Below are 26,086 nucleotides of genomic sequence, written 5' to 3'. Positions count from 1 at the left end.
CGTCACACGCCAAAACTACCGGCGAGCGTGCTCATGGTCAAATTCCAACCGTCCACGAGTACAAACAACATCAATTTAAAGGGTAACGATACCAACATCGGTGACAACATCATCATCCCCATCGCCATCAACACACTGGCGACAACCAAGTCGATGATCAAAAACGGTAAGAACAGCATAAAACCGATTTGAAAGGCGGTTTTTAACTCGCTGGTAATAAACGACGGAATTAACACTGTCATCGGCACATCCTCGGGCGAATCGACGCCCTCGGTGCCAGAAATATCGATGAACGTTTCTAAATCAGTGACGCGCGTTTGCGCCAGCATAAAGGCTTTCAGCGGGGCTTTGGCACGTTCTACCGCCTCTAATGAGGTGATGTCCTCAGCTAAATATGGCTGCAATGCTTGGTCATTAATATCGTTTAATACCGGTGTCATGATGAACAGCGTCAGGAATAACGAAATACCGATTAGCACCTGACTTGAGGGCGACTGCTGTAAGCCCAACGCCTGTCTTAAAATCGCCAAAACAATAATGATACGGGTAAAAGAGGTCATCATAATGACCATCGCTGGAATAAACGTCAGCGCGGTCATAATGGCAAGAATTTGCAAGGTTACCGAATATTCCTGACTACCATCAGGGTTAGTGGTCACGGTAATCGCGGTTAAATCTTCTTGCGCGAAGGCTACGTCAGGCAAACACCAGCACAATAAAGCAATAGCAAGGGGCAACAAGCGCATCATTAGGAACGTTTCTTTTTTAATTGTTGTTTGAGTTGTTCGGTAAAGGGCAGCGACTGCTGCTCAGTACTGACTGCTTTTATAGCAAAATCTTCGGGCAGGGTCTTTAGCAGCTGTACCGCATGAGGGGTAACCCCCAACAACAATTTATCGTCGCCCACCTGCACCACTAACAGCCGTTCTTTTTGTCCCAGCGAAAGGCTACTCAACACCTGCATGCCACCACCGCGTTGCATGCGAGTATTCAATTTCCGTAGTGCCGCCGCCAACACAAAAATCAGCGCTAGTACTACCAACAACGATAGCAACATAGCGCCAATATCTTTCCCGTTAATGGGCCCCGTTTGCGCTTGTGCATAAGCGGGGCTGCCCAATAATAAGCTAGCGCAGCTTACGAATACGTTCGATCTGACTGATAACATCGGTTAGCCGTATCCCAAATTTGTCGTTAACGACGACCACTTCACCGTGGGCGATCAAGGTGCCGTTGACCAGCACATCCAGCGGCTCGCCAGCAACACGCTCTAATTCTACCACTGAGCCTTGGTTTAACTGCAACAGGTTACGAATACTGATTTGACTGCGACCAACTTCCATCGAAATCGTCACCGGAATGTCTAAAATAGCATCCAACTTACGCTTTTCTTCGCCATTTAAGCTTTGCTCGTCATGACTCAGCTCTTCCAGTTCGGCGGTACGTACCGCTGCACCGTCGGCATCATCATCGCCTTCGCCCGCTTCTGCAGCAGCCTGCTCGGCCATTGCCGCTTCCCACTCATCCATTTCTTTATCATCACCGCTCATAATTGCCTCATTAAACGCTGGCCAGTCACTGGCTATAAATCAATATCTTCTTCGAGCTTTTGTAGCTCAGCATCACCACCGATGCGGCGGCCACCACGGGTTAACATATGAATATCCGATTTCACCGTTTCAGGGCGCTTGATCTTATCGGTGACCTTAAGCGCCAAGTTTTCTCGTGAACGTCCCAATTTGGCATGGAAAGTTGGTAAGTCTTCGATGAACACCGTTAAATCATCGGGCATTTCGATCGGAATAATATCGCCTTCCTGTAAGTCCATCACTTCGCGTAACGACAGCTCGCAATCCGCCAACTTAGCCATCATCTCTACCGGCACATCCATGATTTCGTCGCGTAGCGCCTTACTCCAACGCATGTCGGTATCTTCTTTATCAGATTGTACGCCGGCATCAAGCAGCTCACGGATGGGCTCCAGCATTGAATAGGGTAAGGCAATGTGGAAGTCGCCACCGCCACCATCCAATTCAATGTGAAAGGAGCTGATCACGATCACTTCGGTGGGACTGACGATATTGGCCATCGCTGGGTTCACTTCAGAGTCTAAATACTCAAAACCAACGTCCATGACCGGTGCCCAGGCCTCTTTATAGTCCTCAAACACCAGTTTTAACAGCATTTGAATAATACGGCGCTCGGTCGGGGTAAATTCCCTGCCTTCAATTTTTGCATGGTAACGACCATCACCACCAAAAAAGTTATCCACCAAAATAAAGACTAAACGAGCCTCCATGGTGATTAGCGCAGTACCTTTTAAAGGACGAAAACGCACCATGTTCAAACTCGTAGGCACGAACAAGGTATGTACATATTCGCCAAACTTGATCATCTGCACGCCATTAATCGACACTTCAGCGGTGCGCCGCATCATATTGAATAGGCTTACTCGCATGTGCCGGGCAAAGCGTTCGTTAACGATTTCCAGCGTCGGCATACGGCCACGAACGATTCGATCCTGCGACGAGAAATCGTAATCAAGCGCATCCGACGCTAATTCCGAGGAATCAACATCTTCTTCATCGACGTCGTCAACACCGTGTAACAGCGCATCAATTTCGTCTTGTGATAATAAATCGCTCACAGTTCTGGCCTTTTGTTATTGCAGTACAAAGCCGGTAAATAGCACTTTTTCTACCACTTTATTACCGGCTATCTCTTGCATGACATCTTGTACTTGCGCCAACGCGAGTTCGCGCAGTTTATCTTTACCTTCAGCGGTTTGCAGGGCTTCTGCTGTGGTTGATGAGAACACTTGCAGTAACGTACCCTCAATCAACGGAATATGCTTCTTAGCTGATTCTTCGTTATCGACACCGCGCACCATTAGTTGCACATTAATCTGTACTAAGCGATCTCGTTTATCGCCCGGCACATTAAATACGAACGGTCGTGGCATACCGACATACAAAGCGGTGCCCAGCTCTGCCGCTGGACCGCTAGCCGCGGCGGCGGTTGGGTCGCTGCTGGCACTGTTTTCAGCAATTGTAGTGCTGCTGTCATCACCACTAAATAGCCATAACAGCACCACCACGAGCAACACCACGACAACCCCACCGGCACCGATCAGCAGCCATTTCTTTTTACCGCCTTGCTCGTTCTTTAGTGCCAGTTCTTCGTCTTCTTCAGCCATCGTTATTATCCGTTAATGGTTATTCACCGTTATTATGGGTGCAGTATCGCATGTTTTGCGGCAAATTCCTGCCACCGATTGTTTGCTTGCGCAACAACCCCTCGGTTACCGGCTAAATATAAAAATCGACCCGCCCGACGCCCAATGGCTGTCCGTCATTAATCATGACCTGCGTCAGTTCACCCTCGGTAGCACTCAGCTCACCCTGAGCAGCAGCTGCCGTCGATTGCGGCTGAGCATCGCTATCGTTGCCTTGTTGACGCTGCTCACTGACATTACTATCGGCTAATTGTAGTCCCTGCTGTTCCAACATCTCTTTTAGGCGCGGCAAAGCCTGCTCAACGATCTCCCGCGACTGCTGATGCTGTACTTGAAAATGCACACTAGCCTGATCATTTTGTACATGCAAACGAATGTGCAAACCACCTAGCTCCGGTGGGTCCAAGCGAATATCGGCCCGCTGTACGCCTTGATTGACCATCATCAATACACGTTCGCGCAGCTGTAAAGCCGCTTGCGGGTCGTTGCCATCAAGCGACTGCTGCGATTGCCTTAACGCTTGCGCAAACGATGTCGAGGCATCGGCTACACGTTGCTGTTGTTGCTGCGCCAAACTATTGTTCTCGCGCGCTGCTGACATTAGCGCAGCGCTGGTATTGAGCGAGCTACTAGTGCTATCTACCGACGCTTTGTCCGATTGTTTATCCGACTGCCCCGTTTGCGCGATGACTTGCTGCAACATTGCCTCACGCCCACTTACTGACGCTTGCTGACGATTATCCGGTGTTGCTTCGCTCTGTTGCTGATTGCGTGCGGCGGCGCCATCAGTATTCGCTTTCAGATCCCGTTGCGAGTCTTGCTGACCATTCATAGCAATGCTCTTGTCGGTGTTACCCACCAGCTCTGAACGCGCATTATTGGCGCTCGATTGTCGATGAGATTCTGCCTGTGATGCCATCAACGCCTTATCGTTATTCTCGCTGGTCGATGCTGACACCGGAGTTTGTGGCATGGGTTGTTGCGAAGTTTGTTGCGAGGCTTGTTGCAATTGTACCAGCGCACGCAACAACGCCACTGGCTTATCGGCAGCACTGTGGTTATCGGCTAGCCTAGCCGTCTTATCCATAACACCATCGGTTTGCTGAGTTAACCAATCACCGAGCTGTTGCAGCTGTCGTTGCTGGCTCGCTGTCAGTTCACCGCCCTCGGCGCTTTGTAATTGCTGTTTCAGGCTGGCCAACCATTGCTCAACATCGGCCTCAGGTTGCTGTTCGGCGATTTGCAGCAACTGCTGACTTAAAGCCGCTAATTGCTGCAAAGACTGATTATCATGATTAGCGGCAATTAACTGCCGCGCCGCATCGCGTATGGCAGGATCAAGCTGTGCCAAAAACTGCTCAAGACGTTGCTCTAGGCCTTTATCACCAACCGCTAGTAAGCCATCACCATCACGCTCTACCTCAGGATTTAACTGTTCGCGCATGGCTTCCAACAATGCCAACCATTGCTGTGCAGCCTCGTCGGTAGCGGCGCTGCTTTGTTCTGTTGCGCTATCTGTAGCGTTATCTGTCGCTGCTTGCTCAAGGGCTTCGTCGCCTTGTTCAGCGGCATTTTTAATCGTGTCCTGTTGAGCATTTGCGTCATCGCGCTGTGTCGCCGTTGACTCAGCTTCCTGCGCATTATCGGTAGACGATGACTTGTTGGTTTCGGTGGCCGGCTTTGCCGAGCTATCGGAAGGTTTATTGCTATCGTGTTCGGGCTTAGCATGCGCATCAGCGCGACGCTCCGCTGCCTGCTGTTCGCTGGTGCGCGCTTGGCGCTGTTCGGCATCAGCTTGTTGTGCACGTAATTGCTGGTTACGGCGCTGCTCAGCATAAACTTGCTGTTGATGTTGCTGAGCTTGCTGCTCTAACGTACTGGCAAATTGCTCCGTCCGTTCGCTACTGGTTCGTTCATTAGACGACAGACCTAGCGGCGACGACGTCGAATTATTGGCAGTACGGGCAGGCTGTGGCATCACTGGTTGTGGCATAGCAAATTCTCGACGTTATCCTGCAATTCATTTTGTTCGCGCATACTGACAACAACTAGTGACAACAGATAGTGACTATCTGACATGCTGCGAACGCCTGACGAAAACTAAGCAATTTTTGTTCCAACTATTCTGCAACGGTCACCTTATCTAGTGTCAACCGCTTTGCTTAATGCGCGCAAACTTGTTGCTATTAAACTCATCCATTAATTTCTGTTCACGGCGCTCCGCCTCACGCTGTTGACGCAAACGCTGCTGCTCTAGTAAATGTTCTACCGACTGGCGTTTGCGCCGCTGTGCAAACCAACGTTGCTGACGCTGCTCAACCACTTGCTGTAGCTTGCTTAAACTGGCATGAATCTGCTCGACACCGGCATCCAGCTTGCCGACAAAGGCATGGTACTGACCGAACTGATGAGAGTGTAAGCCTTGATTGCCGCGCTGTTGCAGCTGTTGTAAGTACTGCAGCCGGTATTGCTCCATACCTTGTAACCGTTGTTGCTGTTGCTGCAAGGTCTGGCGTACCTGAGCCAGTTCAGCCGCTGCTTTATCTTCACGCCGCTGCTCTAACTCGAGTAGCATTTGTAGGGCTCGCATATCGGCCATGACTTACCTTCGCTTCAATTAAGACTGACGGCTACCCGTCAATTGCTGCAACTGCCCCAAGCATTCGTCGTAAGGCACCACTTCACGCATCCCCTGCTGTAGGAAGTTGTCAATTTTTGGACGCATATTGATGGCTTGGTCGATACGCGGATCGTTACCTTTGGTATAAGCACCGATGGCGATCAAATCCTGATTGCGGCGATACTGTGAAAACCATTGCCGCACCTGTACCGCGTCCAGCATATGTTGCTGCGACACAATTTGCGGCATCACCCGGCTGATAGATGCCTCGACATCAATGGCGGGGTAGTGGCCGGCATCAGCCAACTCGCGGGACAACACAATATGACCATCTAAAATCGCACGAGATGAGTCAGCAATCGGATCTTGTAGGTCATCACCCTCGGTTAACACCGTGTAAAAAGCCGTGATCGAGCCCTGATTTTCACCACCGTTACCAGCCCGTTCAACTAATGCCGGTAACTTGGCAAACACCGAAGGCGGATAGCCTTTAGTCGCCGGAGGTTCACCAATGGCTAGGGCGATTTCCCGTTGCGCCATCGCATAACGGGTTAACGAGTCCATCAACAACAGTACGTTCATGCCTAAATCACGAAAATACTCGGCAATTTCTGCCGCCGCTTCGCAACCGCGTAAGCGCATTAACGGTGATTGGTCTGCCGGCGAAGCCACTACTACCGAGCGCTGCCGCCCCTCTTCACCAAGAATTTCCTCAATGAATTCTTTCACCTCACGGCCACGTTCACCAATCAAGCCCACCACGATAACATCGGCGGTCGTGCCCCGGGTCATCATGCCCAATAGGACACTTTTACCCACCCCACTACCGGCAAATAAGCCCATGCGCTGACCTTGACCAACCGTCAATAAGCCGTTAATGGCTCGAACGCCGACATCTAAGGGTTGTGAAATAACACGGCGCGCCAGCGGATTGATTTTCTCACGTTTAGCGGTGCCGGTTTGTTCGCTATGAATACGCCCTTTGCCGTCGAGCGCCTGACCATTGGCGTCAATCACTCGACCCAACAATCCCATGCTTAGCGGTAATCCTTGTTGTCTTTGTAACGGCCTAACTTGCGCGCCGGGTAAAACTCCATGAGCATCGCTGATCGGCATGAGATAGGTGATATCACCGGCAAAGCCAACCACCTCAGCGCGGATCTCGCCCTGTGCCGATTCCACGCCACAGAGACTACCAATTGGCGCTCGGCAGCCCACCGCTTCAAAGGTTAAGCCAACCACACGTGTTAAATAACCTGAAACCGCCACGCGCGGTGTCTGAATACGCTTTTGATAAGCTTTTAAGCGCTCGGCCAGCGACATATTTAACCATCCTCACCGGTCAATTGCGCGAACACGGTTTGCATACGACTACTTAATGTGTAGTCGACGCGCGAACGTTCGGTGGTAATTTCACAGCCACCCAACTCGATTTGCTGGTCTTTAGCAAGTAACCAGCCACGCTGTTGCAACTCATCGTCATTCCACACCTGCTTGATACGCTCGACATCGTCGGGATGTAGGTGAATAACGACTTTTTGGTCAGTCACCGGTAACGCTTCGATGCCCTGCCGCAGGGCGTTTAAAATGGTATCTTGACTGACATTGACCTGATGTAAGCAGATAGCTTCGGTTAACGCTTGTACCAACTCAATCAATGCTTGTTCGACGCTTTGATCAATTTGCTCTAGCGGCGCTGTCACCGCGTCAATTAACGCCTGCCAACGTGCGTGCTGTTCTGTTATTGCTTGCGCAGCAGCCGCTTCACCAGCGGCATAGCCTTGCTCATGACCGGCTTGCTTAGCCTCAGCAAAACCAGCCTCATAACCTTCGCTATGGCCGGCTTCACGACCCTGTTGTAGGCCCTCTTGATAACCCTCATCACGCGCCGCCTGGCGGATCGCTTCCAGTTGCTCGGCGGTTAACGGCTGGGGTTCATCGGTGGCCTGCGGTAAATCGGCTTCAGGGGGTTCATATTGCCAACGTTTCGGTTTATTCAAGGCGTTGGTTTCACTACCCCGTTTATCATCCGGGGTAATGTCGGGATAAGACCATTTAGCTGTCGACATGTCTTGATCGGAACCCATGCTAGGCTACCTCTTGCGTTATCGGTTGCACTGTTGCGGTTAGAGGAACTCTTCGCCGCCACCGCCGCCCAGCATAATTTCACCGGCATCGGCCAAACGTCGGGCCGTCGCCAGAATGTCTTTCTGCGCCGCTTCAACGTCGCTAATACGTACCGGTCCCATCGCTTCCAAGTCGTCTTGTAGCATTTCTGCAGCACGTTTTGACATATTGTTGAAGACTTTATCTTTCAGGGCATCGTCAGCGCCTTTCAACGCTTTTTGCAGCACATCACCCTCGACTTCACGCAGCAAGTTCTGAATGCCACGGTCGTCGACATCGATCAAGTTTTCGAACACAAACATCAGATCCTGAATCTGCTGACTCATTTCTTCGTCTTGCTCGCGGATGGCGTCCATCAACTGACCTTCGATATTGGTATCGAGGTAGTTCATAATGTCTGCCGCCGCTTTCAGGCCGCCCATCTTTGCCGATTGCGCACCGGCTTGACCAGCGAACTGCTTTTCCATGATCTCGTTTAGCTCTTGCAGCGCAGCTGGCTGAACTTCTTCTAAGTTGGCAATGCGCATCATCAAGTCGAGGCGAACTTTTTCTGGGAACTGCGCCATGATTTCGGCGCTTTGCTCCGGATCGAGATAACTCAACACGATGGTTTGAATTTGCGGGTGCTCGTTGCGAATAATGGTCGCCACTTGTTTCGAATCCATCCACTTCAACGAATCCAAACCACGTGAGCCACCACCCATAACGATTTGCTCGATCAGGTTACCGGCTTTATCTTCACCCAAGGCAGCAGTCAACGCGCGCCGCACAAACTCTTCACTCTTGAAGCCAATGTTGGTGAATTTCTGAATTTCTTCTAAGAACAAGTTATGCACCGCATTAACTTTGTCTTGGCTAAAGTCATCCAGGCTTGCCATCGCCATGCCCACCTTTTGCACTTGCTTTGGCTCTAAGTGCTTAAGGATTTGCGCAGCGTCTTCTTCAGACAAACTCAGCAACAGAATGGCAGCCTTTTCAACGCCCTCCAGTTTGTTAACGTCAAACTTTTGGTCGCTGCGGCTTTTTGTGACTTCCATACTAGGCATCTTCATTTAACCACGCCTTAACCACTTGTGATGACAATTCAGGCTCATTGGCAACCAATGCGCGAACCGCCTTCAACAGGTCTTCATCTTTATGCAGGTCTGGTAATTGTAAGCTGCCATCCGGTGCAAAGCCAACCGCATCGGAATCAAACTCGTTTGACAGCATATCAATGGTTTCGTCACCCAAGTCACGTTCGCTCGCCATCATGTCATCCAGCTCATCGCGATCGGCTGCTTCAGGGTTGATTAACTTACGTAGCATCGGTTTCACCACGGTCAGGATCAACACCCCCCGCCAGTAAGCGCATTGCTCGCCAGAACCAAGGTTCTTCCCAAACCGCAGGCTCGGCGCCGGCTAAATCAGGTACTGCAGCAAAAGGTACAGTCACCACCTCAATGGTATCACCGCGGTTAATATCAAAACCTAAACCCCCCTCTAACAAGCGTCGAATATTGGCTAACTCTTCTGCGCTACGTGGGGTTAACTGAGCTTCGCCCTCAGCATTAGTGGCGTTAGCATAATCGACCGCGACCGAAACGCTCAAACGTTTAATGACACCGCTTTGTTGACGGGTATAGCTGACCGAGCTATCCAACTCATAATTACGGGTTGCTTCGTTATGTACCGACGTTGGTGTGGCCGTTTGCGCGTTAGTAGCGGTCGCTTGCTCTGGGATATTAGCGTCCAGCGGCGGCTGATTTGACAACGCCCCCGGGATCCCCGCCATGGTATCGCCAACCGAGCGATTCTCAACGGTCATTTCGCTACGAATAGCCGGCATGTCGGGGTTATAATTACGTTGTGTGCGCTCGGACTGAGTAAAGTCCATGGCTAAATCGACTTGCGCGGTGTAATTGTCATAGCCCAAAATCGGTACCAAAATGCGGTCGATCTTGTTCATGTATTCGTCTTCGCGCTTGCGTTCTAGCTGATACTCACGCGAACTGCGCGCCGACAGTGCGCTTTGTGAACCAGAATTCAGCAAGCGTCCGTTTTGGTCGGTCACCGTAACTTGTGACGGCTCTAACTCAGGTACCGCAGACGCGATCATATCGACTACGGAGGCAATTTCTTCCTCATCTAAACTATTGCTACCGCGCAGAGTCAGCAACACCGTCGCACTGGGCTTTTTCTCACGGCGTGCAAATACGTTGTGTGGCGGGATCGCCAGTAACACTCGGGCGCTGGCGACCGCGCGCATTTCTTCTAAGGTCCGTGCAAGCTGTTGTTCACGAGTATGTTGTAAACGCTCACGCTCTAACCGTTGACTGACGCCAAAGCCCGGATCTTGCATCAACATTTGGCTCGGGTCAGACTGCCCTGAATAGTTCAAACCAGCGCGTGTCATTTGCAGTTTGATGGCGTCAAAATCTTGTTCTTGCAAATAGACCGTATTGCCTTCGACTTTATAATCGATTTGGTTAGCATCTAAATAGTCTAGCGTGGCCACCAACTGCTCGGTTTCCATTTTTGCCAACGGTCGGTAAGTCGGTTCTTGCGCCCACATCATGATGAACACCGCGATAGCGACACAAATCGCCAACGCTAACACCAGAATCACCTGACGCAGTACATCAATATTGCCTAGCACCGCCATGATGCCCGATTTTTGTTGCTCATTGCCATTGCCGTAGTTGTCGTTATCCGACCCTAGCGACTGATTGCTGACCATGAGTTCTGTTGATTCTGCCACGCGCTGCTTCTCCAACCGTTAGCTACCGGATCAAACCGGCATCGCCATGATTTCTTTGTATGCTTCGACCAATTTATTGCGCACCTGCACGGTTGCCTCAAAGGCAATACCGGCTTTTTGGCTAGCAATCATGGCTTGTTCCAGACTGACGTTAGGGTCGCCCAATTCGACGCGATTTTTTAACTCGCCAGAACTTTGTTGCAGGGCATTAACGTTATCTAACGCGCCTTTCAGTAAGGTTGAGAAGTCATTTTGAGATGTGTTGCCGACCCGTAGATTGTCGGCCGTATCTAAAGCGCCTGGCTTGCGAGCTTGAGCCGCCAGGCTCTGCAGTTCCGCGTACATATCGCTTGCTTGAATTTTCATGCGCTAACCTCACCGTCAAATTTCAGACATTGGTCTTTCTTAGGTAAAGTTATGCAAAGGAAGTGCCAACATTAAAGCCGGGGTAATTTAACCCGGCAATTGCACGCCTTCATCACGGATACGCGCCAGCTTATAGCGTAAAGTTCTGGCGCTAATACCCAATTGCTCGGCTACCGCTTTGCGCTTGCCATTGTGACGTTTTAACGCGTCGATGATAATTTGACGCTCCTGCTGCCACAGCTCACCGCCCAAATTGCCCGGCTTATCCACTTGCTCTGGCACCACCACATGTTGCGGCACACTAATGCCATGATTGCTGTGGCCTTCAAGCATCAAATCGGCCACCTCAATCACGCCGTCTTGGTGCAGGATCAGGGCGCGTTGAATAACATTTTCTAACTCACGCACATTACCCGGCCATGCTTGCGCTAATAAACACTGCTGCGCAGCCTGACTCAGTTCTGCGCGCGCGATACCAGCACGTTCGCAATGACGGGCCAGCAGGTGTTCGGCTAATGGAATAATGTCGCCAGGCCGTTGCGCTAGCGGCTTCCAGGTGAGCGGAAAGACATTCAGGCGATAATATAAATCTTCACGAAAATCACCCTGCGCCACAGCTTGCTTTAAATCACGATTACTGGTGGCTATTACGCGCACATCCAAATGAATGGTTTTACGTCCACCCAGACGCTCTACTTGACGCTCTTGCAGAACGCGCAGCAGCTTGGCTTGCAGTGCTAAATCCATCTCGGTGATTTCATCTAACAATAAGGTGCCGCCCTGCGCCAACTCAAACTTGCCCGGGCACGCCTGCACGGCACCGGTAAAAGCACCCTTTTCGTAGCCAAACAACGTCGACTCCAGCATATTCTCGGGAATAGCCGCACAGTTGATCGCCACGAACGGCTGTTGTGCGCGGCTTGAGCGTCGATGAATATACTGGGCTAAAACCTCTTTGCCCGATCCGCTTGGGCCGTTGATCATCACCGTCGCCTGCGTCGCCGCCACTTTTTTTGCTAACGTCAGTAACGCGTGGCTGTCGCTATCGCCAACGATAGGCTCGTCTTGCGGTTGCTCAGTAAGTGGTAGATAACGTGTCATCAACTGCTGCAATTTTTCGGTCGAAAATGGCTTACTCAAGTAGTCAACAGCGCCCTCGCGCATGGCAATCACAGCATCGTCGACTTTCGCATAAGCAGTCATCATAATGGTCGGAATATCATAGCCCTGCGTATGCAAACTACGTAACAACTGCAAACCATTCATGCCCGACATTTGCACATCGCTCAGAATCAAATCGACGTCATCGTGTTTTAACGTGAGTAAGGCTTGCTCACCGCTGTCGGCTTCTAAACACTGATAGCCATTAAGCGTTAGCGTATCGACAATTGCCTCGCGTAAGGCTGGATCGTCTTCGACAATAAGGATCGTTGGTTTAGCCATAATGATGCATGACCTCTGCTAAGGAATCGGAAACACAGTGTTGGGCTGGCAGAATAACGCTGAAGCAGCTGCCCTGACCGACTTGACTGGTAACACTGATTTGACCTTGATGAGCTTTGATAACCGCTTGCACAACCGCTAGGCCAAGGCCTGTGCCGTGCGCTTTGTCGGTATAAAAGGGGGTAAAAATGCGTTGTTGTTGAGCACTATCGATACCGCAACCGTTATCCTCAACCTCAAGCTGTAACTGCTGTTCACTAAAGCGCAGACGAACAGCGACTTGCGCCGCGTTTACCGGAGCCGCTTGTAGTGCATTAACCAGTAAGTTTTGTAATGCACCCGACAGTGCCGTGAGGTTACCGGTTAGGCTGGCCGCTGGTACGTTACTAGGCCAGCTAATCTGCGTCTGGTAACGTTTTTCGACAGCTTCAAGCTGGCCCTGAACGTGCGTTAATAAGTCGACGAGTTCAATTTTTTCAACAACTTGTTGCTCACCACTTTTCGCGAAAAGCAGCATATCGTTGACTTGGTGTTCGATAGATTGCAGTCGGTTTACCAACTTGTCAGAAAAATTTAAGCGTTGCGATTCGTCTAACAGCGACGAATTCAAATTATGTGCATACAGCATCGCTGCCGACAATGGCGTTCGGATCTGATGAGCAAGCGCAGCCACGGTGCGGCCTAACGACGATAATCGTTGCAGCTGTCCGATCCGCGCTTGCAGCGCACGAGTTTCGGTTAAATCGGTAAGGACAATAAGCTGGCCCGGATCGGGCGCCAGCGAGGAAATATCGACGCGTACACGACGACCATTAAACAAGCTCAATTCATGGCCATCATCGGCCTTAGGAGCAAACAGGCGGCTCACGACTTCACGCCACAATTGTCCGCGTAACTGAGTTTCAAATAATTGGCTAGCTGCAGTATTTTGGTAGCGAATAACACCATCGCTGTCGAGTAATACCACCGCGTGCGGCAGCACATCGAAACTACGCTGTAAGCGCTTTGGGCAAAACGCTTCGGTAATCGGTTGCGAACTCATAAGCCATTCCTGAATCAATCATTACTGAACAACAGGAATGCAAACTTTGTGCCACTTAAAAACCTTTATTTTTCAGTCTATTACAAAAAACTAGCGTGTCATTATTTTGGCGTCAAAGTTCATCACGAGCGAGTTGATATTTACGCATTTTTTCCACTAACGTGGTGCGCCGCATACCGAGCTTTTCCGCCGCGCGCGCCACGACCCAGTCTTCAATTTCGAGCGCTTGGCGGATCAAGTCTTTCTCTAAATTGCTGAGCATATCTTTTAAGTTAACCCCCTCTGGCGGCAGGTCCTGTATCGACTGGCTATCGGCTAAAGCACTGGCTACCGCGGCGCTAATCGCTGCGGGTTCGGGTTGCGGAGGCTCGCTGCCATCGTCGTCAGTCGCAAAAATCTCACTTAACGCTTGCCGTTCTAGCAATTCTTCAGGATATTCGGGTTGCACTTCGGGCGCGTCGATGTGCTGATAACGCGGCGGTAAATCGCTAACATCAACGATACTATCAGGGTAAATAATCGCCATACGTTCAACCAGATTCGCCAATTCCCGCACATTACCTGGCCAGCGATGTAGCGATAGTGACGCCATGGCATTATCGGTAAAGCGTACTTGCGCCCCATTCTGCTGACTAAAGCGCGATACCAACTCCTGCAAAATTAATGGTACATCCTCTTGCCGCTCGCGTAACGCGGGCATTTCGATAGGAAACACATTTAACCGATAATATAAATCTTCACGAAAGTCGCCATCGATGATCATCTGCTCCAGTTCGCGGTGGGTCGCCGCCACAATGCGCACATCGGCTTGAATCGGTTTATTACCACCGACACGCTCATAGCAACGCTCTTGTAGCACCCGCAGCAGTTTCACCTGCATGTTTAATGGCATATCACCAATTTCATCAAGGAACAGGGTACCGCCTTGGGCAAGCTCAAAACGTCCTTTACGGGTGCTGATGGCGCCAGTGAACGCGCCTTTCTCATGGCCGAATAGCTCACTTTCTAATAATTCAGCAGGAATAGCGCCACAGTTAACCGGCACAAAAGGACCATCACGCCGCTTTGAAATATCATGGATATTGCGTGCCACCACCTCTTTACCAGTGCCGGATTCGCCTAAAATGAGCACGCTGGCATCGGTATCAGCCACTTGAGTAATCAATTTTCGCACGATATTAATCGACCGACTCTTGCCGACTAAGGTGCGTAACAAGCGCGGGCTTTTAGGTTGTCCTTGGCGAGGTTGTTGACGGTGATACTGCTGACAATAGTGCAGCAATTGAGTCAACATAGGGTACTGCACGTTATCGTTAATTTCGCCGACGACGTTGGCTAAACTTAATGCGTTGCTATGTTTCTCGTGAGCTGAAATGAAGGGAATAGCGGGATGCTCTTTAGCGATCTCGATTAATTCGCGCGCACAATCGCCCGCAATGACGCATAACGGTGCCTGACTATCTGATTTTTCCGCCAACGCGGCCGGTTCTATGCGCTCAACGCGCTCGCCGACGAACTCCAGCAAGGTCTGTAACTGCTGGCTACGCTGGTGGGTTTCTTCAAGCAAATAAACGGTTTGCGGTTTTAGCATCGGGCTATCAACATCGGCTAACAACGAACGTACCTGTACTTTGTATTGTACCCTAGCCTTATCAGTTAGCAACTCATGTTATCGCTTCCGATAACAAACTTTTCACCTGCGCTACTGATTAAATACTGGGTAACACCGAACTGAAACTCGGCTTCGGCGAATTCAGCCCACTGATACAAGACATTACGATGCACTTTGGCAAGTAATCCTTTACCCATATCAACATAAGGTACTTGATGGTGCAATAATAAAGGGTGAGATTTTGCTAGCGGTACTTGTTCACCAATATTAGAAGTCAATATCATTACCGCGGGCTTAGCTCCTTCTTGCCAATGCCACTGAGTGATGACAAAAGGCGCGTCTTCGACCTGAATTTTAACTTTTTCGGCGGGAGTTATTAAAAAATAATCGTCGTTTTCGCGAGATAAGACCGAGGCAAATAATTTCACCAGCTTTTGGCGTTTAATCAGCGAGCCTTGATAAAACCAGTCACCGTTAGCCTTAATGACTAAAGGAATCTCACCACAATACGGCGGATCCCAGCGTTCTGTTGGCGCCCTGTCGGTTTGCTCAAGGGCGCGTAACATTTGCTCTAACGACAAAACCTAGCTCACCAATTTCTTTTGCCGTAGCAAATACCAAAGCGTTGCTTCGGTGCGGTTTGACACCTTGATGGCTTTAAATATTGCCGATAAATGCACACGAATGGTGCCTTCGGTAATGCCAAGAATATTGGCAATTTCTTTGTTCGATAGGCCTTGCGCCAACAATTGCATAATTTCTAACTGGCGTGGCGATAAAAAGTTTTCCGCACCACCTTGAGATGCCGATACCTCACTTAGCTGAGGCTCATCTGGCAGATAACGGTCGCCATTTAAAATGGCTCTAATGGCCAGTTTAGCTTCTTCGGCAGTACTATCTTTAGGTAAGTAACTACGTGCGCCAGCGGCTAACGATTGGCGAATGTCGGTCACCGGTTTACGCCAAGTGAACAACACCACATGTGCTTGCGGCGCCGATTTTTTTAAGCGCTGCAAGACTGGCCGTATTTCGCCGTCAGGTAACTGTAATTCGACAAAAATAATATTATAGTCACCGTCACCAGCTAAGTAGTCTTGCGCGACGGAAAAACTTGCCGCTTCGTATATGGCGACATTAGAAGAATAGCTCGTGATCAACTGAATCAAGCCGGCACGAACAAAAAACTGCGGGTCAATTATTAAGATTTTCATTTTTTGTTATCAACGTTGGCACTCAATTACTATAATAACTTTTAGCATATTAGTCAGAGGTTGACTACATTTTTATTCACAAATTAGTGCTAATCATGCTAACTAAACCACTAAATCCTTAGCCGATGAATGACCGAGAGCGCGATGACTAAACACTATATCAGTTGCCTGGTGCTATTAAGTCTATTGTTAGGATGCACACCGCAACCCTCCGTTGCGTTACAACAACAGCGCTTAACCGAGTATCCAGTGCTAGCTGCGAGTATCAGCGCAGAAACACTGGTTGTCATTGACACCAGTGGTTTACGACAATTTGATTTACAGGGCAAAAGACAGGCCGAACAAGGCCTACCGGACGCCGACGGTAGTTATCAATTGAGCGCATCAGCACAGCAATATCTGGCTTATGACCGGCACAACTTGTACTTTTGGCATAGCCAACAACAACGTGTTAGCGACCACTGGCAGCTCAATGACACCGTAATACTCGCCCAGCTAGCTAATGACCAAGTGGTGGTCGCTACCGAAAATCAACAATTGCTATGGCTGCAACAAGCCGAAGTGAGTCAACGCCAATCCCTTTCGAGCACGGCAACCAGCATCCATTATTGGCCGTCACAACAAGCTTGGCTAGTGACCACCCGCGCTGGTGAGCTGCTCTTATTTAGCCAAGATGGCAGCGCGCAACTGCAGCACTGGCAATGGCGAACCGGTGTCATCGTGGCCAGCGCCTTTAGCAACGAATATGGCTTATTAAGCTACGCCGACTTAGCCAGCAATCCGTTCAGTCAATCCAACACCGCTTGGTTAATGTTGCATTGGCAAAACCATGACTGGCAGCCACAGCCATTACCACCAACCAATGTCGAGGGTTTTAGCGCAATCCCACTCAGTCTGCCACAGCAGCAACCTCAGTGGTTGGTTGCGGGACCAAGACGCAGCTTATACGTGGTCAATGCCGAGACTCGCTACACGCTACATGAGGGCGCCGAGAATAGCGGTCTTTATGCGGCGCTAGCCGACCACGGCGATGAGCTGTTGGCAGTAACCAGCCACGGCTACCTGCAACGTTGGCAAAAAGGCGATATAGTAAAACGACTTTCAGCACAACATTGAGTGTTCGTTATGCCGTCTATTTGTTTGCGACGATTACTACCATCGATGCTGCTGGCTACTCTACTGACTAGCCCGCCGCTAACCGCGCACGCCGACACCACGCGTTACTTTAATGTCAACGGCTATACCCTAGTTAGCCCCCCTGGCAACGACGCCGAGTTAAAATCATTTTCAAGTTTTGTGGTACGTGACGGACGCTTTATCGCTGTCGGCGGTGAGCACTTAGCTGAAGCTTATGCCGAGGCGACCGCCGTCGATCTGCAACAGCAGACCGTCCTACCCGGCTTAATTGACGCACACGGTCATGTGATGGGTTTAGGCATGCGCTTATCGCAAGTCGATTTACGCGATAGCGAATCGGCTGCGGCGGCGGTTAATCAACTGGTGCAGTTCGCGCAGCAGCACCCACAGCAAAGCTGGCTGCAAGGCGGAGGTTGGAACCAAGAAAATTGGCCAGACAAACGCTTTCCCACGGCAGCCATGATCGATGAACAAATCGCTGATCGGCCAGTTTGGTTAATGCGTGTCGATGCCCACGCCGGTTGGGCCAATCAAGCGGCGCTAGACGCTGCTGGCATTGATGCCAGTAGCATCGATCCTGATGGCGGTGAAATTGTCCGTGACCAGCACGGTAACCCGACTGGGGTATTGATTGATAACGCCATGAATTTGGTCAAGCGGGTTATTCCGGAACCCACCGTGGCCGAGCAGCAACAAGCCTTACAGTTAGCCTTTCAGCGATTGTTATCACTGGGTATCACCAGTACCCACGACGCCGGCGTTAGCGCCGAACAAATCGCGCTTTATCAACGTTTAGCGGCAAACCAACAACTGCCGCTGCGAATATACGCCATGATTGCGGCTACCGAACCACGCCTGCCAGAACTGCTGGCACAAGGGCCGATCACGAGCGCTGATGATAAGTTTCAGCTCAACAGTGTCAAAATCTACGCCGACGGCGCGCTAGGCAGCCGTGGTGCAGCATTGCTCGAACCCTATAGCGACGCGCCACATCAACATGGCTTGCTGGTCACGCCAGTGGAAGATATCGCAACCCTATTTAATCTGATCCTTCCTTATGGCTTTCAAATTAACATCCATGCCATTGGCGATCGTGCGAACCGTATCGCCTTAGATCAATTTGCCCGCAGTTTTGCCGAAATTGGCGGTAAGAACCTGCGTAATCGTGTAGAACACGCACAAATTGTCAACAAAAGCGATTTGAAACGCTTCAAATCACTGAATATTATTGCTTCGATGCAGCCCACACACGCGACCTCAGACAAGAACATGGCTGAAGATCGTTTAGGTAAAGCGCGTATGGCTGGTGCTTATGCTTGGCAAACCTTATTACAGCAAGGCACCATCGTTGCCGCGGGCTCAGACTTTCCGGTAGAGCCAGCTAATCCATCACGCCGCCGTTACCCGCCAAGATCGACACGATCAACCTGCCGGGGGTTGGTATGCTGAACAAGCCATGACCTTAGCGCAAGCATTACGCGCTTTTACTCTGGACGCTGCCTATGCCGCGTGGCAAGAACATCGTCTCGGCTCCATTGAACCGGGTAAATGGGCTGACTTTATCGTGCTCGACCGCGATCCGTTTGCCATTGAGCCAGCGCAGCTCTGGCAAGTCACCGTCAGACAAACCTATGTCGCCGGAGAGCTTCAGTACACGCGAGAAACGGAGTCGAGCAACGCCGATGAATGATACCTTTTTATTTGCCGATGATACGCCGCCAACAACGCCCGCAGAAAGTCTGCCGGGCAAAGATGCGTATCAAGTGTTGATTGTGGATGACGATGAAGAAATCCATACCATCACCCAAATGGCGTTAAGCGAATTTACCCTTGATGGTCACCCGTTACAGTTTTTGTCGGCCTACTCGGGCGCGCAAGCCAAGCAACTATTACAGCAGCATCCGAATATTGCCATGATGTTATTGGACGTAGTGATGGAAACCGACCATGCCGGTCTGGATGTCGCACACTGGGTTCGTCATGAACTCAAAAACCGTATTGTCCGTATTGTTTTACGCACCGGCCAACCCGGCCAAGCGCCAGAAGAGGAAGTCATCTCTGGCTATGACATTGACGACTATAAAGAGAAAACCGAACTGACCTATCGCAAGCTGGTCACCTTAATGTACTCGACCCTGCGAGCCTACCGCGATTTACGTGCCATCGAACGCAATAAGTTAGGTTTGGAAAAAGTCATCAGTGCCTCGGCGGAAGTGTTTAGCGCCCGCTCAATGCAGGGCTTATGCCAAGGCATTCTGGAGCAGTTAGTAGCACTTATTACACGAGCTGACGATGCCCTGTATTGCCGTGAGCAACAATCGACCTTAACGGCCAGCGGTGAGCAGGGTCACCCATACGAAATCATCGGCGCCACTGGCGAGTATGCAGATAAGGTAGGGCAACCGGTCAGTGGTGACGTAAATCGACAAGTGATTGCTAACTTACAAGCGCGCCAACAAACCGTTAGCTTTTGCGTACATGAGCACTGCTATTACGGGCTCTATCAAACCCACCAGCAACGTCGATATTTACTCTTTATTCGTGGAATTCGTGAACTCAGTGAGTTAGATCAACACCTGTTACAGCTATTTGTGAATAATTCATCAATAGCCATTGATAACGTAATGCTAATGGAAGCGATGCGCCAGCCTTCAGCTGACGCTAGCTCGTCGTCATGAGATAAAGCCCTATGGACCTACACAATATTCGTCGCGATTATCAACGCGCAGAACTGACTCAGCAACAGCTTGCCAGCGACCCTAACCAACAGTTTGATCGGTGGATGGCCGAAGCGATTGCCGCCTATACCGATGGCGACCCCACAGCAATGACGTTAGCGACGGTCGATGCCGACCATAATCCCCATCAGCGGGTGGTGCTACTCAAAGCCAACGACGCCAGCGGCTTTTACTTCTACACCAACCTAGGCAGCCAAAAGGCCCAAGACATCGGCGACAATCATCGCGTTAGTTTGCATTTTTCTTGGTTATCGATGGAGCGTCAAATCAGCATTCGCGGCCATGCCCAGCCTGTTGACCGTGAACACGTAGCAACCTACTTTCACAGCCGTCCGCGTGCCAGTCAAATCGCGGCGTTAGCCTCGCAGCAAAGCCAACCTATCGCCAGCCGCGAGCAGTTGATGCAGCGTTATCAGCAGTTGCAAGAAAAATATGCCAACACCGAGCAACCTATCCCGTTACCCGACAGTTGGGGCGGGTTCTGTGTTGAACCCCATTATTTTGAGTTTTGGCAAGGCGGTAGTCATCGCTTGCACGACCGTTTTTGCTATCGGCGTAGCGCCGATGGTTGGACCATCCAACGCTTACAGCCTTAACTGTCGAGCCACGCCGTTACCGCTCTGCGGGTAACGGCAGTTGGCGGTCATCGGCACAGCGCTGTAATACACGTAAAATCGCATCGCTAAATTCGACACCATGGCGTAATTGCCGCTGTTTATGGGCATGACTTTGCTGGCCGGGCAAGCGCACCGGGGGGTCGATAGCCGCCGAATTCAGCGCCGCTTGTAATAATTCGTCGGTTACTGCTTGGAAGGCCGCGTAATCGCCTATAGCCGCCGGGTCGATAACTTGTATCCAGACGCTATTGGCGTCACCATCATCAGCACCTGCCTGACGCCCGTGCAGCGATAGCGCCATACTCCAAATTTCGCTGAACAGCGTCAGTCCGTAACCTTTATAACCTAACTGTGCGCCCCCCAACGGCGCGATGGCGCTGGCGTTTTCAGCAAAAAAGGTATGCGGATCATCGCTCCACTCACCATCAGCGGTGACTAACGCCGCATAGGGTAAGCGTTGACCGTTGGCTTTTGCCTGACGCACCTTACCCGCGGCAGTCATCGATAAACTAATATCAAAGATCAGCGCTTGCGACGAGGTAGGTACCCCAATAGCAAACGGATTAGGCGAAAACACCGCTTGTTTGCCGCCATGTGCCGTTACCGCACGTTGCCCGGGAGACGACGCCATAACGCTAATCAGTAACTGCTGTTCGGTCGCCAACGACAAATAGGCGGCTAGCGACGCGACGTGTTGGCTACGCCGTAGCAGCATAGTACCAGTGCCGCATTGCTTGGCTTTATCAATTGCTACTTGAATGGCTTTTGGCATGACATAGGGTCCGGGTAAAAATCCCGCGTCCCAGCACGCTATGGCCGGTCGGTCGCTAACCACCGTCACCTCGCCTTCGGTACGACTTTTACCATCTCGTAGCCAGCGCATATTGTCGTATAAACGCACCAAGCCATGGGTGCGATAACCTAACATATCGCCCTCAAGCAAATAGTACGCGGTGGTACGCGCAACCTCGGCGCTGGCACCGGCACTTTGCAAACAAGCAATGGCCCAATCTAGCATCGCTTGATAATCAAACTTATGCGTATTTTCAGAATTCATCGCTAGCGCCTCTTGGTCAATCCGCACAGGTCGGATAAGCTTAGCAGAGTCATTTATTAATTGGAGTAGTTCGACGTGCCTGCACCTGCAAAAATTGGCCGTATTGGGGTATTAACCAGCGGTGGTGATGCGCCTGGTATGAATGCCAGCCTGCGCGCAGTAGTTTTAGCCGCTAAACATCATAGTATTGATGTCGTTGCTTTTCGTCATGGTTACGAAGGGTTGCTTAACGACGACTGGCAACACATGAACGAGAGCGACGTACTGCACATTTTGCAATATTCCGGCACCATCATTAAAAGTGCGCGCAGTGAGCGCTTTCGCGAAGCCGACGCGCCGGCGGCCGCAGCGCAGGTATTAGATAAACATCAAATTGATGCGCTGATCGTCATCGGTGGCGATGGCTCGTTCCGCGGTGCCGGTCATTTGGGTAGCGTTTGGCAAAAACCGATTGTCGGCATTCCCGGCACCATCGATAACGACTTATACGGCACCGATGCCACTATTGGCTATGCCACCGCGGTCGAAACTGCAATGGACGCGTTAGATAAGATCCGCGATACCGCCGAAGCCATGGATCGCGTCTTCATCGTCGAAGTCATGGGTCGTCACGCGGGCTTTATCGGTTTAAGCAGTGCTATGGCGGCGGGTGCTGAGCGGATGATCCTGCCGGAGCTGCAAAAACAAAAGCCGTTGACGGTCGAAGCCTTAGTTAAACACATCGAAAACGTACAAAAAGTCCGTGGCGACAGTTCTTACGTGATGGTCTTGAGCGAAAACCAATGGCCCGGTGGCGCCGTACGTTTAGCTGAGCAACTTGAAGATCGTTTACACCTGCCCTGTCGTCCTTGTCTGCTGGGGCATATTCAGCGTGGCGGTCGGCCAACCGCTAGTGACCGTATTTTAGCTACCCGTATCGGGGTGCACGCCGTGAATCTGGTCATGGCCGGGGCGAATCAAGTGATGGCGGGTATTATCGCCGATCAACCGGTGGCCACGCCGTTGGCCGATACTTGGCAACAGCGTAAGGGCTTGAGTGAAGAAATGATTCAAATTCAACAAACGCTGTTTAATCCGGTTAAACGCACCGCGCCAACATCGGTTGCAGAACCGCAAGCCTAAATCGGCATTTAAAAATCGCGAAAAAATTATCGGTTCTGACGCTTTTCGCTTGGCAAAAGCGTCAGCTAGCTACGATAATATTCGCTTTATGTGTTTGCCAACGACGAATTTGTGAGGTTGACCACTTTGTCGAAAATTGTATCTTTGCCGGTCTCGACGACCTCTCCTGCGCGCGAGTTTTTTGGCGCCACCCGTAGCACCGATGTGTACGCCCATGCGACTCATATTATTGGTTTTGGCTTTGACGGTACGGCTTGCTTTCGTAAGGGAACACGCAATGGGCCGGACGGTCTGCGTGCGGTGTCGGAGGACATTGAGTCCTACTCGCCTTATCTGGATGCCGACCTACACGACCAAACCTTTTACGATTTAGGCAACCTGTCGCTGGGTAACGAGGCAGACGTTGAAGCGCAGTGGCAACATGCTAGCGACGATTTTGCTGCTATTTTTGGCGAGCTTGATTTAGCCGCCGAGCAAGTGAAGGTATTGACCTTAGGCGGTGAACACTCGATTTCTTACGCGCCGATCCGTAAATATCTGGCACAGTATCCCGATTTAGTCATTTTGCATCTGGATGCACACGCCGACTTACGTGACGGCTTTTTAGGCTACCATTATTCACACGCTTCAATCATGCGGCGCGCCGTTGACCATTTTGGTGCCGGGCACCAATTGATTCAATATGGTATTCGTTCGGGTACACGCGAAGAGTATCAATGGATGAATGAGCACGGCACGATCCGCAAATCGCGTCAGGCGTTTTTAGATAGCGTTGCCGCTATTGCCGCCGAGCGGCCGATTTATCTGACCTTGGATCTGGATTATTTCGACCCATCGTTCTTACCCGGTACCGGTACGCCAGAACCGGGCGGTGAAGACTTTCATTCTTATGTCAGCTTGATGAAGCTATTACGACAGAAAAACTTGGTTGGTGCCGACGTTGTCGAGTTGTCGCCAGAGATTGACCCCACTGGTAACTCGGATGTGTTCGCGGCGAAAATCGTGCGCGAATTGTTAATCGTCCTCAATCAATCCTTCTCGAATCAACAAGGAGCCTAGCATGCAGTCAAGCTGGAGCATCGACGACGCCGAAGAACTTTACGGCGTTAAGCGCTGGGGCGCGGGTTATTTTTCGATCGGTGAAAACGGTAATATTCAACTTGCGCCTAATCATCGCTATCCCGATGTCACTATCGATATGAAAGACGTGGTGGATGAAATTTTGGCGGAGGGTATTCAGTTACCGGCGGTCATTCGTTTTCATGACATTCTGCGTTCGCAGGTCGAAATTCTAAATGAGACTTTTCAACAGGCTATCGACAATGCCGATTATAACGGCAAGTACATCGGCGTATTTCCGATCAAAGTGAATCAGATGCGCGAAGTCGTCGAAGAGATCATTGATGCCGGCGAACCCTACAATTATGGCTTAGAAGCCGGTTCAAAGCCCGAGCTGATGGCCGTCATGGCTTACAATGAAAATCCCAATGCACTGACGATTCTGAACGGCTATAAAGATGAGGATTACCTCACGCTGGCATTACTGGGACGCCACTTACAGCGCAAGATGATCATTGTTATCGAAAAATACAGCGAGCTGGAGATGCTGATCCCGTTAGCGCGCAAGCTGAATGTCGAACCGATGATCGGCCTGCGTAGCAAAATGATGGTGAAAAGCGCGGGTAAGTGGGCTAGTTCAAGTGGCGACCGTGCCAAGTTCGGACTCAGCATTACCGAAATTCTGAATATTATCGAACGCTTAAAAAGCGAGGATATGCTGCATTGCGCCAAATTACTGCACTTTCATATTGGCAGCCAACTGTCGGACATTCGCAAGATTAAAGAAGCGGTAACCGAGGGCGCCCGTTTATACGCAAAACTGGTACAAATGGGTGTGCCTTTAGAGTACTTAGATATCGGCGGCGGCTTAGGTATCGACTATGACGGCACCAGCTCAACCACCGACTCGTCACGTAACTATTCGACCGAAGAGTATGTTGCCGATGTGGTTTATGGGGTGAAGCAAATCTGCGACTTAGAAGAGGTACCGCACCCTAACCTAGTCAGCGAAAGTGGTCGCGCCATCACCGCCCACCACAGCTGTGTGGTCACCAATATCGTCGGCGAAATCAGCCCGACCGGTACGCAGTTCGATATTTCAGCCGAAGATGGCGAGCATATCCTAGTCGCTAACATGCGCGAACTGGTGAACGCCGAAGAGATCCACCCGCAAGAACGCTATAACGATGCTGCATCGTTTAAAGCTAGCGCTTATGAGGCGTTTAAATTAGGTATTTTATCGCTACCCGAGATGGCTAAGCTCGATACCATGTATTGGCAGATCTTGGCCGATATCCATCAGTCATTGGATCGTGACAGCTTTGTCTTTCAAGAACTGGCAGAATTGGAAGATATGCTGGCTAGCCAATATCTGGCGAATATGTCGATTTTCCAATCGGCAGCAGATACTTGGGCTATTGGTCAGGTGCTTCCGATTGTGCCAATTTCGCGCTTGAACGAAAAACCGCAAGTGCGCTGTTCGATGGTCGACATTACTTGCGATAGCGATGGTAAGCTCAGTAAATACATCGAAGGCACCGAAATCAGCGAAAACATCCCCATGCATACGCTGAAAAAAGGCGACAATTACGTGGTCGGTATGTTTTTGACCGGCGCTTATCAAGACGTGATGGGCGATATGCACAACCTGTTTGGGCGTTTAACCGAGGTGCACGTGTACGCACACGATGATGAGCCGGGCGATTTCTATATCGAAGAAGTGGTACCGGGCACGTCGGCAGAAAAAGTACTCACTACCATGCAATACAATACCGATTATATGGCCAAAGTGGTTAAGAAAAGTATCGACCGCCAAGTCCGTAAGGGTAATATTGCACCACGTGAGGGCGTACGCTGGACCGACTTTTATGAGCAATGCTTGGCCGGTAGTACTTATTTAAAGGTGTGATTAGAGGTTAATTAACGGGTAAAAGGCGAGCAAACTGGGTTAAAAACCGGC

Annotated in this window: 23 protein-coding genes and 2 pseudogenes; 7 read left to right on the top strand and 18 right to left on the bottom strand. The window is 50.6% G+C overall.

The genetic code is table 11. The annotated features are described in order from the left end of the window. Window positions 1–2: 2 nt before the first annotated feature. From fliP to A10D4_RS11895, 17 genes and pseudogenes are all read right to left on the bottom strand, one after another. The gene (gene fliP, locus A10D4_RS11975; protein ID WP_008489811.1) at window positions 3–749 is read right to left on the bottom strand and encodes a flagellar type III secretion system pore protein FliP; all 747 of its coding nucleotides are present in this window, start codon (window positions 747–749) and stop codon (window positions 3–5) included. Continuing rightward, a complete protein-coding gene (gene fliO / locus A10D4_RS11970; protein WP_237738550.1) occupies window positions 749–1,057 on the bottom strand; it encodes a flagellar biosynthetic protein FliO in 309 nt (102 codons plus the stop codon). Before fliO ends, fliP begins: the two co-directional genes overlap by 1 nt. A gap of 70 nt (window positions 1,058–1,127) precedes the next feature. Next, the gene (gene fliN / locus A10D4_RS11965; RefSeq protein WP_008489809.1) at window positions 1,128–1,550 is read right to left on the bottom strand and encodes a flagellar motor switch protein FliN; all 423 of its coding nucleotides are present in this window, start codon (window positions 1,548–1,550) and stop codon (window positions 1,128–1,130) included. Window positions 1,551–1,582: 32 nt separating this feature from the next. Then, window positions 1,583–2,647, bottom strand: a complete 1,065-nt coding sequence (gene fliM, locus A10D4_RS11960; RefSeq protein WP_008489808.1) for a flagellar motor switch protein FliM — start codon at window positions 2,645–2,647, stop codon at window positions 1,583–1,585. A gap of 15 nt (window positions 2,648–2,662) precedes the next feature. Continuing rightward, window positions 2,663–3,196 carry a flagellar basal body-associated protein FliL gene (gene fliL / locus A10D4_RS11955; protein ID WP_008489806.1) on the bottom strand — a complete coding sequence of 178 codons (534 nt, stop codon included), beginning with the start codon at window positions 3,194–3,196 and terminating at the stop codon, window positions 2,663–2,665. A 112-nt stretch (window positions 3,197–3,308) separates the two neighbouring features. Continuing rightward, window positions 3,309–5,228 (bottom strand): flagellar hook-length control protein FliK, encoded by a 1,920-nt coding sequence (locus A10D4_RS11950; RefSeq protein WP_008489805.1) that lies wholly within the window; start codon window positions 5,226–5,228, stop codon window positions 3,309–3,311. A gap of 156 nt (window positions 5,229–5,384) precedes the next feature. After that, the gene (gene fliJ / locus A10D4_RS11945) at window positions 5,385–5,834 is read right to left on the bottom strand and encodes a flagellar export protein FliJ (protein ID WP_008489804.1); all 450 of its coding nucleotides are present in this window, start codon (window positions 5,832–5,834) and stop codon (window positions 5,385–5,387) included. 18 nt (window positions 5,835–5,852) lie between these two features. After that, a complete protein-coding gene (gene fliI, locus A10D4_RS11940; RefSeq protein WP_008489803.1) occupies window positions 5,853–7,178 on the bottom strand; it encodes a flagellar protein export ATPase FliI in 1,326 nt (441 codons plus the stop codon). A 2-nt stretch (window positions 7,179–7,180) separates the two neighbouring features. Next, window positions 7,181–7,942, bottom strand: a complete 762-nt coding sequence (fliH, locus tag A10D4_RS11935) for a flagellar assembly protein FliH (RefSeq protein WP_008489802.1) — start codon at window positions 7,940–7,942, stop codon at window positions 7,181–7,183. 39 nt (window positions 7,943–7,981) lie between these two features. Next, on the bottom strand, window positions 7,982–9,028 hold the full coding sequence (gene fliG / locus A10D4_RS11930) for a flagellar motor switch protein FliG (RefSeq protein WP_040502933.1): 1,047 nt from the start codon (window positions 9,026–9,028) through the stop codon (window positions 7,982–7,984). Then, window positions 9,021–10,701, bottom strand: a pseudogene (gene fliF / locus A10D4_RS11925) (flagellar basal-body MS-ring/collar protein FliF). Before fliF ends, fliG begins: the two are co-directional and overlap by 8 nt. 51 nt (window positions 10,702–10,752) lie before the next feature. After that, window positions 10,753–11,088: a flagellar hook-basal body complex protein FliE gene (fliE, locus tag A10D4_RS11920; protein WP_008489799.1), complete on the bottom strand. Its 336-nt coding sequence runs from the start codon at window positions 11,086–11,088 to the stop codon at window positions 10,753–10,755. Between the two features lie 87 nt (window positions 11,089–11,175). Further along, window positions 11,176–12,531, bottom strand: a complete 1,356-nt coding sequence (locus A10D4_RS11915; protein ID WP_008489798.1) for a sigma-54-dependent transcriptional regulator — start codon at window positions 12,529–12,531, stop codon at window positions 11,176–11,178. Continuing rightward, window positions 12,524–13,573 (bottom strand): sensor histidine kinase, encoded by a 1,050-nt coding sequence (locus tag A10D4_RS11910; protein WP_008489797.1) that lies wholly within the window; start codon window positions 13,571–13,573, stop codon window positions 12,524–12,526. The genes A10D4_RS11915 and A10D4_RS11910 overlap by 8 nt, the downstream gene beginning before the upstream one ends. Before the next feature lie 112 nt (window positions 13,574–13,685). After that, window positions 13,686–15,164 carry a sigma-54 dependent transcriptional regulator gene (locus A10D4_RS11905; protein WP_040502938.1) on the bottom strand — a complete coding sequence of 493 codons (1,479 nt, stop codon included), beginning with the start codon at window positions 15,162–15,164 and terminating at the stop codon, window positions 13,686–13,688. Window positions 15,165–15,229: 65 nt separating this feature from the next. Next, window positions 15,230–15,766 carry a DUF1285 domain-containing protein gene (locus A10D4_RS11900; protein ID WP_008489795.1) on the bottom strand — a complete coding sequence of 179 codons (537 nt, stop codon included), beginning with the start codon at window positions 15,764–15,766 and terminating at the stop codon, window positions 15,230–15,232. A 3-nt stretch (window positions 15,767–15,769) separates the two neighbouring features. Further along, window positions 15,770–16,396, bottom strand: a complete 627-nt coding sequence (locus A10D4_RS11895) for a LuxR C-terminal-related transcriptional regulator (RefSeq protein WP_008489794.1) — start codon at window positions 16,394–16,396, stop codon at window positions 15,770–15,772. 144 nt (window positions 16,397–16,540) lie between these two features. On the opposite strand from A10D4_RS11895, the gene A10D4_RS11890 reads away from it, so the two are divergent. The 4 genes and pseudogenes from A10D4_RS11890 (at window position 16,541) to pdxH (ending at window position 20,867) form a co-directional block, all read left to right on the top strand. Then, on the top strand, window positions 16,541–17,512 hold the full coding sequence (locus A10D4_RS11890; RefSeq protein ID WP_008489793.1) for a hypothetical protein: 972 nt from the start codon (window positions 16,541–16,543) through the stop codon (window positions 17,510–17,512). Window positions 17,513–17,557: 45 nt separating this feature from the next. After that, window positions 17,558–19,223 (top strand): annotated as a pseudogene (locus A10D4_RS11885) (amidohydrolase). Next, window positions 19,216–20,211 carry a DUF3369 domain-containing protein gene (locus A10D4_RS11880; RefSeq protein ID WP_008489791.1) on the top strand — a complete coding sequence of 332 codons (996 nt, stop codon included), beginning with the start codon at window positions 19,216–19,218 and terminating at the stop codon, window positions 20,209–20,211. Before A10D4_RS11885 ends, A10D4_RS11880 begins: the two are co-directional and overlap by 8 nt. Before the next feature lie 11 nt (window positions 20,212–20,222). Then, window positions 20,223–20,867: a pyridoxamine 5'-phosphate oxidase gene (gene pdxH, locus A10D4_RS11875; protein ID WP_008489790.1), complete on the top strand. Its 645-nt coding sequence runs from the start codon at window positions 20,223–20,225 to the stop codon at window positions 20,865–20,867. A gap of 16 nt (window positions 20,868–20,883) precedes the next feature. On the opposite strand, the gene A10D4_RS11870 is transcribed toward pdxH, so the two are convergent. Next, entirely contained in the window at window positions 20,884–21,945 is a 1,062-nt protein-coding gene (locus A10D4_RS11870; protein ID WP_008489789.1) for an Ldh family oxidoreductase, read from the bottom strand. Between the two features lie 75 nt (window positions 21,946–22,020). On the opposite strand from A10D4_RS11870, the gene A10D4_RS11865 reads away from it, so the two are divergent. The 3 genes from A10D4_RS11865 to speA all read left to right on the top strand — a co-directional run bounded on the left by A10D4_RS11865 (window position 22,021) and on the right by speA (window position 26,035). Further along, a complete protein-coding gene (locus A10D4_RS11865) occupies window positions 22,021–23,067 on the top strand; it encodes an ATP-dependent 6-phosphofructokinase (RefSeq protein WP_008489788.1) in 1,047 nt (348 codons plus the stop codon). Window positions 23,068–23,193: 126 nt separating this feature from the next. Next, the gene (gene speB, locus A10D4_RS11860; RefSeq protein ID WP_008489787.1) at window positions 23,194–24,126 is read left to right on the top strand and encodes an agmatinase; all 933 of its coding nucleotides are present in this window, start codon (window positions 23,194–23,196) and stop codon (window positions 24,124–24,126) included. A 1-nt stretch (window position 24,127) separates the two neighbouring features. Then, entirely contained in the window at window positions 24,128–26,035 is a 1,908-nt protein-coding gene (gene speA / locus A10D4_RS11855; RefSeq protein WP_008489786.1) for a biosynthetic arginine decarboxylase, read from the top strand. Window positions 26,036–26,086: the final 51 nt, after the last annotated feature.

This window comes from Idiomarina xiamenensis 10-D-4 (genome assembly GCF_000299895.1).
Taxonomy (GTDB): domain Bacteria; phylum Pseudomonadota; class Gammaproteobacteria; order Enterobacterales; family Alteromonadaceae; genus Idiomarina; species Idiomarina xiamenensis.
The sequence above is the reverse complement of the archived record's forward strand: the minus strand, read 5'-3'. Positions and strand labels throughout refer to the sequence as shown.